Annotated in this window: 16 protein-coding genes; 11 read left to right on the top strand and 5 right to left on the bottom strand. The window is 56.5% G+C overall.

The features are described from left to right. The first annotated feature begins 37 nt into the window (after window positions 1–37). Window positions 38–937: an O-acetylserine/cysteine exporter gene (gene eamA, locus L3069_RS10765; protein WP_038416050.1), complete on the top strand. Its 900-nt coding sequence runs from the start codon at window positions 38–40 to the stop codon at window positions 935–937. Window positions 938–975: 38 nt separating this feature from the next. On the opposite strand, the gene marB is transcribed toward eamA, so the two are convergent. Genes marB through marR form a run of 3 tightly spaced genes read right to left on the bottom strand, consistent with a single transcriptional unit; the run spans window position 976 to window position 2,059 of the window. Continuing rightward, window positions 976–1,191 (bottom strand): multiple antibiotic resistance protein MarB, encoded by a 216-nt coding sequence (gene marB, locus L3069_RS10770; RefSeq protein WP_003857184.1) that lies wholly within the window; start codon window positions 1,189–1,191, stop codon window positions 976–978. Between the two features lie 32 nt (window positions 1,192–1,223). Further along, complete coding sequence (marA, locus tag L3069_RS10775; RefSeq protein WP_001303241.1) at window positions 1,224–1,604, bottom strand: MDR efflux pump AcrAB transcriptional activator MarA; 381 nt, start codon at window positions 1,602–1,604, stop codon at window positions 1,224–1,226. A gap of 20 nt (window positions 1,605–1,624) precedes the next feature. Further along, window positions 1,625–2,059 (bottom strand): multiple antibiotic resistance transcriptional regulator MarR, encoded by a 435-nt coding sequence (gene marR / locus L3069_RS10780; protein WP_020884159.1) that lies wholly within the window; start codon window positions 2,057–2,059, stop codon window positions 1,625–1,627. 256 nt (window positions 2,060–2,315) lie between these two features. Here marR and L3069_RS10785 point away from each other — a divergent pair, with 256 nt between their 5' ends. Continuing rightward, window positions 2,316–2,981 carry a MarC family NAAT transporter gene (locus L3069_RS10785; protein ID WP_022648105.1) on the top strand — a complete coding sequence of 222 codons (666 nt, stop codon included), beginning with the start codon at window positions 2,316–2,318 and terminating at the stop codon, window positions 2,979–2,981. Between the two features lie 93 nt (window positions 2,982–3,074). Here L3069_RS10785 and L3069_RS10790 read toward each other — a convergent pair whose 3' ends face one another. Further along, on the bottom strand, window positions 3,075–4,271 hold the full coding sequence (locus L3069_RS10790; RefSeq protein WP_022648106.1) for a sugar transporter: 1,197 nt from the start codon (window positions 4,269–4,271) through the stop codon (window positions 3,075–3,077). Window positions 4,272–4,447: 176 nt separating this feature from the next. Between L3069_RS10790 and L3069_RS10795 the strand changes: the two genes are divergently transcribed. The 3 genes from L3069_RS10795 (at window position 4,448) to L3069_RS10805 (ending at window position 6,616) form a co-directional block, all read left to right on the top strand. Beyond that, window positions 4,448–5,236, top strand: a complete 789-nt coding sequence (locus L3069_RS10795; RefSeq protein ID WP_022648107.1) for a PhzF family phenazine biosynthesis protein — start codon at window positions 4,448–4,450, stop codon at window positions 5,234–5,236. A 22-nt stretch (window positions 5,237–5,258) separates the two neighbouring features. Beyond that, complete coding sequence (locus L3069_RS10800) at window positions 5,259–6,071, top strand: PhzF family phenazine biosynthesis protein (RefSeq protein ID WP_038416051.1); 813 nt, start codon at window positions 5,259–5,261, stop codon at window positions 6,069–6,071. Between the two features lie 62 nt (window positions 6,072–6,133). Next, window positions 6,134–6,616, top strand: coding sequence for a GNAT family N-acetyltransferase (locus L3069_RS10805; RefSeq protein WP_032622224.1), 483 nt, complete (start codon window positions 6,134–6,136; stop codon window positions 6,614–6,616). Here the strand turns inward: L3069_RS10805 and L3069_RS10810 are convergent. Next, window positions 6,570–7,448, bottom strand: a complete 879-nt coding sequence (locus L3069_RS10810; RefSeq protein WP_022648110.1) for a LysR family transcriptional regulator — start codon at window positions 7,446–7,448, stop codon at window positions 6,570–6,572. The genes L3069_RS10805 and L3069_RS10810 overlap by 47 nt on opposite strands. A gap of 99 nt (window positions 7,449–7,547) precedes the next feature. Here L3069_RS10810 and sad point away from each other — a divergent pair, with 99 nt between their 5' ends. The 6 genes from sad to L3069_RS10840 all read left to right on the top strand — a co-directional run bounded on the left by sad (window position 7,548) and on the right by L3069_RS10840 (window position 13,632). After that, window positions 7,548–8,930 carry a succinate-semialdehyde dehydrogenase gene (gene sad / locus L3069_RS10815; protein WP_038416052.1) on the top strand — a complete coding sequence of 461 codons (1,383 nt, stop codon included), beginning with the start codon at window positions 7,548–7,550 and terminating at the stop codon, window positions 8,928–8,930. Window positions 8,931–9,057: 127 nt separating this feature from the next. Further along, window positions 9,058–10,647 (top strand): methyl-accepting chemotaxis protein, encoded by a 1,590-nt coding sequence (locus tag L3069_RS10820; protein WP_038416053.1) that lies wholly within the window; start codon window positions 9,058–9,060, stop codon window positions 10,645–10,647. Window positions 10,648–10,709: 62 nt separating this feature from the next. Further along, a complete protein-coding gene (gene glsB, locus L3069_RS10825; protein ID WP_100167679.1) occupies window positions 10,710–11,636 on the top strand; it encodes a glutaminase B in 927 nt (308 codons plus the stop codon). After that, window positions 11,636–11,998, top strand: coding sequence for a DUF4186 domain-containing protein (locus L3069_RS10830; RefSeq protein WP_038416055.1), 363 nt, complete (start codon window positions 11,636–11,638; stop codon window positions 11,996–11,998). The genes glsB and L3069_RS10830 overlap by 1 nt, the downstream gene beginning before the upstream one ends. A gap of 58 nt (window positions 11,999–12,056) precedes the next feature. Beyond that, a complete protein-coding gene (locus tag L3069_RS10835) occupies window positions 12,057–13,022 on the top strand; it encodes a sensor domain-containing diguanylate cyclase (RefSeq protein ID WP_022648115.1) in 966 nt (321 codons plus the stop codon). An 82-nt stretch (window positions 13,023–13,104) separates the two neighbouring features. After that, window positions 13,105–13,632: a GNAT family N-acetyltransferase gene (locus L3069_RS10840; protein WP_038416056.1), complete on the top strand. Its 528-nt coding sequence runs from the start codon at window positions 13,105–13,107 to the stop codon at window positions 13,630–13,632. The last annotated feature ends 12 nt before the right edge of the window (window positions 13,633–13,644 follow it).

The raw sequence follows: 13,644 nt of genomic DNA on the forward strand, positions 1-13,644 counted from the left end.
AAGTGTTTACAAAAATTTAATAATTCAGGGGCGGAAAATGACGCGGAAAGACGGGCTGTTAGCGTTACTGGTTGTCGTGGTGTGGGGACTCAATTTTGTGGTCATCAAAATGGGGTTGCACAACATGCCTCCACTCATGCTGGCGGGTCTGCGCTTCCTGCTGGTGGCCTTCCCGGCGCTGCTTTTCGTTGCCCGCCCAAAGATTCCCCTGAAGCTTCTGCTGGGCTACGGCCTCACCATCAGCTTTGGTCAGTTTGCGTTTCTTTTTTGCGCTATCAAATTCGGTATGCCTGCGGGTCTGGCTTCGCTGGTGCTTCAGGTGCAGGCTTTCTTTACCATTATTCTCGGCGCGTTTGTCTTTGGCGAACGTTTGCAGGGCAAACAGCTGGCGGGCATTAGCCTTGCGGTCTTTGGCGTGCTGGTGCTGATAGAAGGCAGCCTCAACGGTCAGCATGTCGCGCTGCTGGGCTTTATGCTCACCCTGGCGGCGGGGCTGAGCTGGGCGTGCGGCAACATCTTTAACAAGCTGATAATGCAGCATGAGTCGCGTCCTGGGATCATGTCGCTGGTGGTCTGGAGCGCGTTGATCCCCATTGTGCCGTTTATGGTCGCGTCGTTTATTCTGGATGGACCGCAGGTGATGCTGAAAAGCCTGGTGGAGATCGACCTGACGACCATTTTGTCGCTGATCTACCTGGCATTAGTCGCCTCAATCATTGGCTACGGCATCTGGGGATCGCTGCTCGGACGCTATGAAACCTGGCGCGTGGCGCCGTTATCGCTGCTGGTACCGGTAGTCGGGCTTGCCAGCGCCGCACTGTTGCTGGATGAAACGCTCAGCGCGCTGCAACTGTGTGGCGCAGGGCTGATTATGGCCGGGCAGTATATCAACGTCTTTGGCTTGCGGGTGCGTCGGGCGACGCGGGTGCGGAGTTAAGGCAGAAAAAAGCCCCGCATTAGCGGGGCAAAAACGAATTACAGGTCGTGATTATAATACGGCACGCCTAATTCGTCGGATTTGTCGCTGCCAGCGCCCATGTGATTGAAGTCCCAGGGCGACTGGTTTTGCGTGGACGGCATAATCATGGTGTCACGATTATTTTGCTGCCCCGCACTGGGGGTTTGCTCCGCGAAGCTCTGGCCGGAAACCAGCACCAGCAAGGTGAGGGCGGCGGAGGCGATAAATTTCATGATTTCCTCGGTTACGTCTTAACAGGCGATGATTAACTGCAATGTTTCAGCGGATACAGATAACGGGATTCACCCGGCATACTGGTAATACGGTACTTATGAGGCGGCACGTCAAAGTAGTTCTTGAACGTACGCGTCAGGGTTTGTTGCGATTCAAATCCGTAGCGTTCCGCCAGATAGAGGATCGGCTCATTGCTTTCTTTCAGTTTTTGGGCAATCTCCGTCAGCTTACGGCTGCGAATATATTGTCCTAATGAATGGCCAGTCTCTTTTTTAAACATCCGTTGCAGGTGCCATTTTGAGTAACCTGAACGCTCAGACACTTTCTCAAGGGAAAGTGGAGATTCCAGGTTATCTTCGATCCAGTCCAAAATGCTATGAATGGTGATAGCGTCAGTATTGCGTCTGGACATCGTCATACCTCTTTTTCTGTTTACGGCAGGATTTTCTTGAGTAAAAGCTCAAGCGTTGCCACTTCATCTGCCGTTAAGTTTTTTGTCAGTTCCTGGTGCAGTGTTTGTCCTACTAATTGATGACATTGCTCACACATGGCCGCGCCATCGCTGGTCAGTTTCACCAGTACGCCACGTTTGTCATTCGGGTTAGGGCTTCGTTCTATCCATCCTTTGCAGACGAGACGATCCAGCATGCGGGTTAACGCACCCAGATCGACAGAGAGCACCTTTTTCAGCTCAACCGGCGTGATACACACTTCGCAGCGAATGGAACACAGCACTTTGAACTGTGTTGCGGTGATATCCAGCGGTGACAGGTAGTCATTGAGCAGGCGATCTTTTTTCTGGTTAACCATATGAATAAGACGACCCAGTGGGATTATGTCGTTAAAGAGATCACTGGTGCTTTTCACAATGGTTGCCCTGGCAAGTAGTTTAGTCACGGCAGATATTATTGCTCAGGCAAGTATAAGTCAACTGAATGGATCAGCCGATGCCACGAATTGCTAAAACGCTTCAGGAACTTTTTCTGTACGCTTTTAAATCATATAGATAATCTGGGGTTATTAGTTACGCGGGACAATTATGGTTACGTTGCGCGGATAGCTCAGGACGAGACTTTCCCCCTATAATTGCGGTAATGAATAAGGATAAGGACTGCGGTGCATTATGTTGGATTTGATTAAAGCAGTGGGGCTTGGGCTGGTGGTGTTGCTTCCGCTGGCGAACCCGTTAACGACCGTGGCGCTCTTTCTGGGGCTGGCGGGTAACATGAACAGCGCGGAGCGCAACCAGCAGTCGAGGATGGCCTCCGTCTACGTCTTCGCGATTATGATGGTGGCTTATTACGCCGGACAACTGGTGATGAATACTTTTGGTATTTCGATTCCCGGTCTGCGTATCGCCGGTGGGCTGATTGTGGCGTTTATTGGTTTCCGGATGCTGTTCCCGGCGCATAAAGCGCATGAATCGCCGGAAGCCAAAAGCAAATCGGAGGAGCTTGAAAGCGAACCGAGCGCCAATATCGCGTTTGTGCCGTTAGCCATGCCGAGCACGGCGGGGCCGGGAACGATTGCGATGATCATCAGTTCCGCCTCAACGGTGCGTGATGGTGTTACTTTTCCGCACTGGGTTATTACCGTTGCGCCGCCGATCATTTTTGCGCTTATCGCCATTATCGTCTGGGGGTCATTGCGCAGCTCCGGGGCGATTATGCGCTGGGTGGGCAAGGGGGGGATTGAAGCTATCTCCCGTCTGATGGGCTTCCTGCTGGTCTGTATGGGCGTGCAGTTTATTATTAACGGCGTGCTGGAGATCATTAAGACGTATCACTGAGGACATCGCCGGGTGGCGCTGCGCTTACCCGGCCTACAAGTCCGTAATAACCTAGGCCGGGTAGGCCGAAGCCGCCACCCGGCACAACTAACGTCAACCGTGGCTGGTCTGTTCTTCCATCGCGACCGGCCATTTACGGAAGATAAGCACCGACCAGATCAGCGCAATCAGCGCGGGAATCGCCCCGAGATAGCCAATGGCCGACATCGATACATGCAGGCTGATCTGATTTCCCACCAGCGCACCGGCCCCAATTCCCAGATTAAAAATTCCCGAGAACAGCGACATTGCCACGTCCGTGGCGTCCGGGGCCAGGGCCAGCACTTTGACCTGCATTCCCAGACCAATAATCATGATCGCCACGCCCCAGAACAGACTGAGGATCGCCAGATGACTCTCGCTGCCTGCCGCAGGCATCAGTAACAGCAGGCACGCCAGCAGCAGGCCAATCGCACTGCTTACAAGCGCAGACGCGTGCTTATTGCCCAGCTTCCCGAACAGGATACTGCCGATAATACCCGCGCCGCCCAGGATCAGCAGCAGAACGGTGGCGAAGTTAGCGCTAAAGCCCGCCACAACCTGAACAAACGGCTCAATATAGCTGTAGGCCGTGTAATGGGCGGTCACCACAATCACGGTCAGCAGATAGATGCTCATCAGCGCTGGTCGACGCATCAGCAGCGGCAGACTTTTCAGCGAGCCGGAGTGTTCGCTAGGCAGTTTTGGCAGCAGTTTGATCAGACACACCAGGGTGATCAGCGCCCCCATGCCGATGGCAAAGAAGGTGGTGCGCCAGCCGAAGTATTGACCCACAATGCGCCCGATCGGCAGGCCTAACACCATCGCCAGCGCCGTTCCGGTGGCAATCAGGCTCAACGCCTGGGCGCGTTTCCCCGCCGGGGCGAGACGAATGGCGAGCGATGCGGTGATCGACCAGAAAACGGCATGGGCAAACGCGATGCCGACGCGGCTGATCACCAGCACCGTAAAGTTCCATGCCATAAATGACAGCACATGGCTGGCTATGAACACCACAAACAGCCCAATCAGCAGCTTACGACGTTCCATCTGGCTGGTCAGCAGCATAAACGGCAGCGACATCAGCGCTACCACCCATGCATAGATGGTCAGCATAATGCCAACCTGTGCCGTTTCCATATGGAAGCTGGCTGCAATGTCGGACAGCAGCCCAACCGGAACAAATTCCGTGGTGTTGAAAATAAACGCTGCGATGGCGAGCGTGACCACGCGTAGCCACGCGACCCTGCGGGAAACCGTGTGTGTTGTCATAGGGATATCTGGGATTCGTTGCCTGAAAGATGAGGAGACGATCTTAAAGCCTTAAACGGCGAAAACTCAACCGTTATGTGATGTGAATCACAAAATTTACCTTCATGCAGCGGTAGCGAACGCGGTTGTTTTCATTGAAGATAAAGAACTACACAACAAAAACAGGCGGTAACACGATGCAGGAGATTGATTTTTATCTGGTAGATGCGTTCAGCGAGTCCTCCTTTGGCGGCAACCCGGCGGCGGTGTGCCCGCTCGACGCGTGGCTGCCGGATGAGACGTTACTGCGGATGGCACAACAGCATAACCAGTCGGAAACCGCGTTTTTTGTGTGCACCAAAGGGGGGATTGAGCTGCGCTGGTTCACCACGCTCACCGAGGTTAATCTGTGTGGTCACGCGACGCTTGCCGCGGCGTATGTTCTGTTTAACGAACTGGATTATCCGGACTCACGCCTTCATTTTGACACCGCTTCTGGTCGCCTGACCGTCAGCCGTGAAGGTGACTGGATGACGCTGGACTTCCCGGCCTGCCCGACGCAGGCACAGACGCCGCCACCGGAGATGCTCACCGCACTCGGTATCAGCCACTACGTCGAGGCGCGAAAAGGCCGCGCCTGGGTGCTGGTACTGGAGAGCCGCGAGCAAGTGGAAGCCATTAATCCGGATTTCTCCGCCATGACGCCGGGGGAGCATAAAGTGGCCGTCACCGCCCGGGACGAAGGGGAATACGACTTTGTCAGTCGTTTCTTCTCGCCGGGCGTGGCCGTGCCGGAAGATCCTGTCACCGGCTCCGCGCACACCATGCTGATCCCTTACTGGAGTGAACAGCTTGGCAAAACACAGATGTTTGCCCGTCAGGTTTCTGCCCGTGGTGGCGACGTACGCTGCGAACTGAAAGGCGACCGCGTGCGGATGGGCGGGCAGGCGGCGCTGTATCTGAAGGGCACAGTATTTCTGCGCTGAATAAATCTAAGAGGAACCAACGATGCAGGAAATTGATTTTTATCTGGTGGATGCCTTCAGCGACAGGGTGTTCGGCGGCAATGCGGCGGCGGTGTGTCCGCTGGAAGCGTGGCTGCCGGATGAGACGCTGCTGAAGATGGCGAAGCAGCATAATCAGTCAGAGACGGCGTTCTTTGTCCGAACGGATAACGGGTTTGAACTGCGCTGGTTTACCACGCAGGATGAAATTAACCTCTGCGGCCACGCAACCCTCGCGGCTTCTCACGTTATTTTCGAATACCTAGATTATCCGCATACGGAAATCACCTTCACCACGCGCTTTGTCGGCGAACTGACGGTACAACGCAGCGGCGACTGGCTGACGCTTAATTTCCCGGCGTGGTCAACCGAGGTTGTCGATACTCCACCCCCAGTGCTATTCAGCGCGCTGGGCATTAACGCGGCAAAAGAGGTGCGTGCAGGGCGCGATTACATGGTGGTGCTCGACAGCCAGCGGCAGGTGGAGGCGCTAACGCCGGATATCACAGCCATGCTCCCGCTGGGGAAAATGGTCTGCGTTACGGCGCCGGGAGATGAGTATGATTTCGTCAGCCGCTTCTTCTGCCCGGGGGAAGGGGTACCGGAGGATCCGGTGACGGGGTCAGCGCACAGCATGCTGATCCCGTACTGGAGCGAAAAGCTTGGAAAAACGCAGATGTCGGCCCGCCAGGTCTCCTTGCGCGGCGGGGATCTGCGCTGCGAGCTGAAAGGCGACCGCGTGCTGATTGGCGGGCAGGCCACGCTGTATATGAAGGGGAAAATTTTCCTTCGTCTCCAGGATTACGGTCATCATTAAAAACTATGACGCCGGTATACAGGGCGGGCGGTATGTTGAACGAAAACGACAAGGAGCCTGCCATGTATTCTATTACCGCTGAATCCGCCCATCATCCAGATATTCTCGCCCTGATTACGGCGCTGGACCGTTATCAAAGCGTTCTCTATCCCGCGGAAAGTAATCATCTGCTGGATTTAACCGAACTGCCGGACGACTCGCTGATCCTGATGATTATTCGTGACACTCAGCTTAACGCTGTCGGGTGTGGCGCTGTTGTTTTGAACGGGGACGGGACCGGGGAAATGAAACGGGTCTATATTGATCCAACCCATCGCGGGCAACGGCTGGGTGATAAATTACTGGCGGCGCTGGAAGATGAAGCCCTCAGCCGCTGCTGCCACACCGTCCGGCTGGAGACGGGGATCAAACAACATGCCGCCATTCGTCTGTATCAACAGTGTGGATACGAACGGCGCCCCGCGTTTGCCCCCTACAACGAGGATCCGCTGAGCCTGTTTATGGAGAAGACACTGGTGGCTGACGTTCGTTTAGCAGCCCTATAAACGCCTCAAGCTGGCGGGTCATCGCCCCGCGTCGCCACACCAGCCAGGTGGTGAGCCAGCGCCAGTTTTCCGCCAGCGGCCACGCCGCCACCTGATGATGCCCCGGCATGCTCTCCAGCATGGAGCGGGGCATCAGCGCAATGCCTGCCCCGGCAATCACGCAGGCGAGCATCCCGTGGTAGGACTCCATCTCGTGGATCCTTCCCGGCGTTACGCGGTCAGCATGAAACCAGCTTTCCAGATGACGCCGGTAGGAACAGTTGGCGCGAAAGGCATAAACCTCGCTACCGCTCACCTGCGTGGCTTTTGACACTTCCGCGTGACCCGCCGGGGTGACCAGCATCATCTCTTCCCGGTAAACCGGCATTCCTTCCAGTTCGGGGTGTGAGAGCGGCCCGTCGACAAAGGCGGCGCTGAGCGTCCCCTCAAGCACGCCGTCAATCATCGTACCGGAAGGCCCGGTGGATAACGCAAACTGAATGCGCGGATAGCGTTGATTAAACCGCGCCAGACTTTCCGGAATGCGTACGGCGGCGGTACTTTCCAGCGCGCCGAGCGAGAATAATCCCTGCGGTTCATCCCCGGCGACGACCATTCGCGCTTCGTCGACCAGCGCCAGGATCTGCTTGCTGTAGCGCAAAAAATTGTGCCCGGCGGGGGAAAGCCGCAGGCGCTGATTCTCGCGAATAAACAGCTCCACACCGAGATCCGCTTCAAGCTGTCGGATGCGGGTGGTGAGGTTTGACGGCACCCGGTGTACCTTCTGCGCCGCCTGGGTAATGCTGCCGGTCAGTGCGACGGCGTTAAACATCTCAAGCTGTGTTAAGTCCATACCGTTCTCGATTCGTGAACAAGGTGCTGAGTATTATTCATTTTTAAGAAATAGCAGAGTGGGCCACAATCAATCAACTGTTATTACATGGAGAACTTCATGACGTATTCATCTGCTACCCATGCCCACTCTGTCAACCCGGCTACCGGCGAAACGCTGGCTGCTTACCCGTGGGCAACGTCCGGTGACGTTGAGCGTGCCATTGCGCAGGCGGATACCGGTTTTCGTCAGTGGCGACGCGAAAGCGTGGCGCACCGGGCGCAAAAACTTCGCGATCTGGGTGCGGCGCTGCGTAGCCGTGCGGAAGAGATGGCGCAGACTATCTCCCGGGAGATGGGCAAGCCCATTGTGCAGGCGCGTGCGGAGGTGGCTAAGTCCGCCAGCCTTTGCGACTGGTACGCTGAATACGGCCCGGCAATGCTGCGCCCGGAATCTACCCAGGTCGACAATGCGGTGATTGAGTACCGTCCGCTGGGGCCTATTCTGGCGGTGATGCCGTGGAACTTCCCGCTCTGGCAGGTGCTGCGCGGTGCGGTGCCGATCCTGCTGGCAGGGAACAGCTATCTGCTTAAACATGCGCCAAATGTGCTCGGCTCGGCGGAGCTGATCGGGAAGGTGTTCGCGGATGCCGGTTTCCCGGAGGGGATCTTTGGCTGGGTGAACGCGACAAATGACGGCGTCAGCCAGGCGATTAACGATCGGCGTATCGCGGCGGTGACCGTAACCGGCAGCGTTAGGGCTGGTGCGGCAATTGGCGCGCAGGCGGGCGCGGCGCTGAAGAAATGCGTGCTGGAGCTGGGCGGCTCCGATCCGTTTATCGTTCTGAATGATGCCGATCTGGATCTGGCTGTCAACGCGGCCGTGGCCGGACGTTATCAGAATACCGGACAAGTTTGCGCGGCGGCGAAACGCTTTATTGTGGAAGCGGGCGTGGCGGACACCTTTACCCAACGCTTTGTTGACGCGGTCAAGGCGCTGAAAATGGGCGCACCGGATGAGGAAGATAACTATATTGGCCCGATGGCGCGATTTGATCTTCGCGATGAACTGCATCAGCAGGTACAGGCTACGCTGGCGGAAGGGGCGACCCTGCTGCTCGGCGGCGAGAAGCTTGCCGGGACCGGTAACTATTATGCGCCAACCGTACTCGGCGACGTCACCCCACAGATGACGGCCTTCCGTCAGGAGCTGTTTGGCCCGGTGGCCGCGATTACCGTCGCCAATGATGCGTCGCACGCGTTGCAGCTGGCTAACGACAGCGACTTTGGCTTATCAGCGACGGTCTTTACCGCGAACGATGCGCTGGCTGAAACCTTCTCTCGCGAGCTGGAGTGCGGCGGAGTCTTTATCAATGGCTACAGCGCAAGCGATGCGCGCGTTGCGTTTGGCGGAGTGAAGAAGAGCGGCTTCGGGCGAGAGCTTTCACATTTCGGTCTGCATGAGTTCTGTAACGTTCAGACGGTCTGGAAGGATCGCGTGTAATGTTGATGCCGGGTAGGGCAAGGCCGCTACCCGGCAATTCACGTTTCCTGTCATTATTTTGCAATGGTTCTGTCATTTTCGTTTCGTAGACTCGCTTGCGTCTAACGTATTGTTACAGAAGAAAATTATGAACCTAACGCAAATTTTTCGTCGTCTTGCGCAGCGCTTTTTTCCTCGTCAGTTTGGCCTGCTGACCGGCATCTTTTGTATTATCGGCCTTTTCTCCGCCCTGCAACTTTCATCCTCCTTCCTGCTTACCGCTTCCCTGAATCAAGCCCAGCGTAACGAACAGCGCAATCAGCTGGCCTGGCAGCAACAGAGCAGACTGGATCAGGCGCGTATTTCGCTGCTTGCGGCGAGCGATCTGCTCAACCGCTCCGGGGTGTACTTTATGCAGGATAAAGAGACCGGTTCGGAAGGGAGCTGGCATAGCCTGATGGACGAGGCGCAAAAATCCCTGGCGGCGTCTCAGCAGGCATGGCAAGCCTGGCTCGCGCTTAATCCTCGGCAGGACGAGGGGCTTGTTAATAGCTATCAGCTGTTCTTCGGTGCCATTAGCGAGCAGGCGGAAGGGCTGGTGAAAACCAACAGCATCGACCTCTTTTTCGCCGTACCCGCCCAGGCGTTTCAGACCGATTTTAATGACAACTTTGCACGTTATCAGCAACGGAGTGAGAAGCAGGCGATACAGGGGCGTCAGTCGCTCATGGAACAACTCTCAGGCCTGCAACGGCTGTTCCTGTTTGCGCCGCTGGTGCTGCTGGCTATTGCCATTGCCGTCTGGTTTGCAATGGCGAAATGGGTGATATCCCCGCTACGCCGTCTGATTGTCCATATTAACCAGCTTGCGGCAGGGGATTTGTCGGGAATACCCCCTGACGTTGTGCGTTTTAACCGTGAAATCAGCCAGCTCAGCGGCAGTATTACCGCCATGCAGCGCGGGCTCCAGCAACTGGTGACTCAGGTCAGCGAGGCCACTACCTCTATGGTCGAAAATATCGGGTCACTTGCGCAGGGGAACCAGAAGCTTTATCAGCAGTCCACGCGACAGGCCAAAGAGCTGGAGGAGGTGACCGCGCATATCGCCGATCTCGAAACCCACGTTGAGGGGAACACGGGTTATGCAAAACTCGCCCGCTCGCGCGCGGATGAAGCCCGACAGGCTGCCGTCGGCGGGGAGCAAATGATGACAGCGGTGAATGGCTCGATGCAGACGATCGTCGACCGATCCTCAGAGATGCGTGGGATCGTCGCCATGATCGACAGCGTGGCGTTTCAGACCAATATTCTGGCCCTCAACGCTGCCATTGAAGCCGCCCATGCGGGAGAACAGGGGCGCGGGTTCGCGGTGGTCGCCCGTGAAGTGGGGCTGCTGGCCAGAAAAAGCAGTCACTCTACGCAAACCATCCAGTCGCTAATTAACCACTCGCTACAGGGCATTGAAGAAGGTTCTCAGGTGGTAAACCGTCTGGAAGAAAATCTCCAGCAGGTCACCGGGCTGGTGGCCAATCTGAGTAGCCTGCTGAATGATATTTCGCTGGCCACTCTAAATCAGGGGGAAAGCATTCATCAGATGACGCGCCAACTTCAGGCGCTGAATCAGGTATCGCGTCAGACAGATGTGCTGGTTAGCGAAGCGTCGAATGCCTCTGAGCGCCTGCATCGGGAGTCAGATCTTTTGTTGCAGGCCGTCTCGCGTTTTCGTCTCCCTGCCTGACGTGACGTATAAGCCTCTGTTATACTCGCAGCCCGTTTTAGCCTGAGGGCAAGGAGCAAAGTGTGGCTGCGGTCATCCATAATGAGATGCTGGACGAGATTCTGGCGCAGGTTCGTCCGTTACTGGGGCAGGGTAAGGTTGCCGATTACATTCCCGCGCTGGCCTCGATCAGCGGTAATAAGCTCGGCATCGCCATTTGTACTGTCGACGGGCAGCGTTTTCAGGCGGGAGATGCACTGGAGCGCTTTTCAATTCAGTCGATCTCAAAAGTGCTTAGCCTCGTTGCCGCCATGCGCCAGTATGACGAGCAGGAGATCTGGCAGCGGGTGGGCAAAGATCCCTCCGGTCAGCCCTTCAACTCCCTTCTCCAGCTTGAAATCGAACAGGGTAAGCCGCGCAACCCGTTTATCAACGCCGGGGCGCTGGTGGTGTGCGATATGCTGCAAAGCCGGCTGAGCGCGCCGCGCCAGCATATGCTCCAGATTGTGCGGCAGCTTTCCGGCGTGCAGGACATCGCCTACGATCCGGTGGTAGCGCGCTCTGAGTTTGAACACTCTGCACGTAACGCCGCCATCGCCTGGCTGATGAAGTCCTTCGGCAACTTTCATAATGATGTCGCCACGGTTCTGCAAAACTATTTTCATTACTGCGCCCTGAAGATGAACTGCGTTGAACTGGCGCAGACTTTTCTGTTTCTGGCGCATCAGGGCCATGCCCCGCATCTGGGCGAGGACGTTGTCTCCCCGATGCAGGCCCGGCAGATCAACGCCTTAATGGCAACCAGCGGAATGTATCAGAACGCCGGGGAGTTTGCCTGGCGCGTGGGGCTGCCGGCTAAATCCGGCGTTGGCGGCGGCGTTGTGGCCATTGTTCCGCACGAGATGGCGATTGCCGTCTGGAGCCCGGAACTGGACGAGACCGGCAACTCACTGGCGGGCGTCGCGGCGCTGGAACAGCTGACCAAACGCCTTGGACGGTCCGTATACTGATGTCCACGTTAGATCCTCTGTTTACGCGACTGGCTCGCTCCACGTTTCGTTCACGATTTCATTTAGGGATGAAAGAGCGGCAATACTGCTGGGATAAGGGCGCGGACACTATCGATAAGCATGCCGCTGATTTTATCGCCGCGCGGCTGGCGCCTGCACACCCGGTGAATGACGGTAAGCAGACGCCGATGCGCGGCCATCCGGTTTTTATCGCCCAGCATGCCACGGCAACCTGCTGCCGGGGCTGTCTGGCTAAGTGGCATGCTATCCCGCAGGGCGTGCCGCTGAGTGCGCAGCAGCAACAGTATATCGTCAACGTGATCCATCATTGGCTGGTCACTGAGGTAAATCGTGCCTCCTGAACTGACAATGTCTCTGTTTAAGCTACGCTTTTACTAATGCTCAGCGTCAGGAGACGTCATGAAAGCACCTCTAATTCCCGTGAATGAAACGGAGCGCATGAATGCGCTGCGCGAGTCCGGTCTGCTTGAGATCGACAATTATCCCGCGTTTGATCGTCTCACGCGGCTGGCAACACGCTTTTTCAGGGTGCCGCTGGCGATGATTACGCTGGTGGATGACCACGCTGCGATCGTGAAATCTGCCGACGGGCGGGCACTCGCCAGCCAGCCTCGCGATCTCTCGTTTTGTGGTCATACGATCCTGGGTGACGCGCCGCTGGTGGTGGCTGACACGCTGCTGGACGAACGCTTTGCGGATAATCCGCAGGTGGCGGGAGATCCGGGCGTGCGCTTTTATGCCGGTTTCCCGCTGCGTTTACGTGACGGGGCGTGCGTAGGATCGTTGTGTCTCATTGATTACGCACCGCGTGAGTTTACCGCGGCGGATTCCGCCGTACTGGCCGATCTCAGCGCGCTGGCAGAAGATGAATTTGCAGCCGTTAGCGCCGCCACGACCGATGAACTCACGGGCCTGTTTAACCGACGCGGGTTTAACCAGTTTGCGCAGTTTGCACTGTCGGTTTCGCAGCGTAGGGCAGAACCGTTAACGCTTGGCTGGCTGGATCTGGACCATTTCAAAACCATTAACGATCGCTTCGGGCATCAGGAGGGCGACAAGGCCCTGAAAGCGATGGCCGCCCTGATGCGCTCCTCATTCCGCGAGGCCGATATGCTGGTGCGTTTCGGGGGAGATGAGTTCGCGGTGCTGTTTGCGGATACCGATGAGCCTGGCGCCTGGATCGCCATGCAGTATCTTGTCGAACAAACGGAGAAGTATAACGCGCGTCAGCTGCATCCCTGGTCGTTACAGTTCTCCTGGGGGCTGAGCGAGTTCGATCATCACCGCAACGATATGCAGGCATGGTTAAAACACGCGGATGCGCAAATGTACGCCATGAAGCGGCAACATCACGGCGAAAAATGACATAACGAAATCCTATGTCATCGCTTATTGCGTAACAAAAATGTTAATAGCAAAGTGGAGAGATTCAACCTAAGGACGCGCAATGAACTCTCCCATGCTGATTAAACCTCTCTCCCGACAGGACATCCTCACCCACATTGATGCCCTGAGCGATATCCTCGTCAACTGTGTCAACGGCGGCGCCTCCGTCAGCTTTATGCTGCCTTTTTCTCCCGAGAAAGCCCAAACCTTCTGGCTCGGCGTCGCAGACAGCGTCGGGCGCGACGAGCGTACCGTCCTGGGCTGTTTTGACGCGGAGCAGGGGCTGGTTGGCACGGTCCAGCTGATCACCGACCAGCCGGAAAACCAGCCGCACCGCGCAGATGTCGCGAAACTTCTGGTACATGAGAAGGCGCGCCGTAAAGGTGCGGCAATGGCGCTGATGGAAGCCGTGGAGACGGTTGCGCGTGAAAAAGCGCTTACGGTGCTGGTGCTTGATACCTCGACCGGCAGCGGCGCGGAGACGTTTTATCAGAGAGCGGGCTGGCAAAAGGCGGGGGAGATCCCACGCTACGCCCTGATGCCGAACGGGGACATGACGGCGACCTCGGTGTTCTATAAATTTCTTTGATATTTTTCACCA

Source organism: Enterobacter cloacae complex sp. ECL411 (genome assembly GCF_021869665.1).
In the GTDB taxonomy this organism is placed as follows: Bacteria; Pseudomonadota; Gammaproteobacteria; order Enterobacterales; family Enterobacteriaceae; genus Enterobacter; species Enterobacter intestinihominis.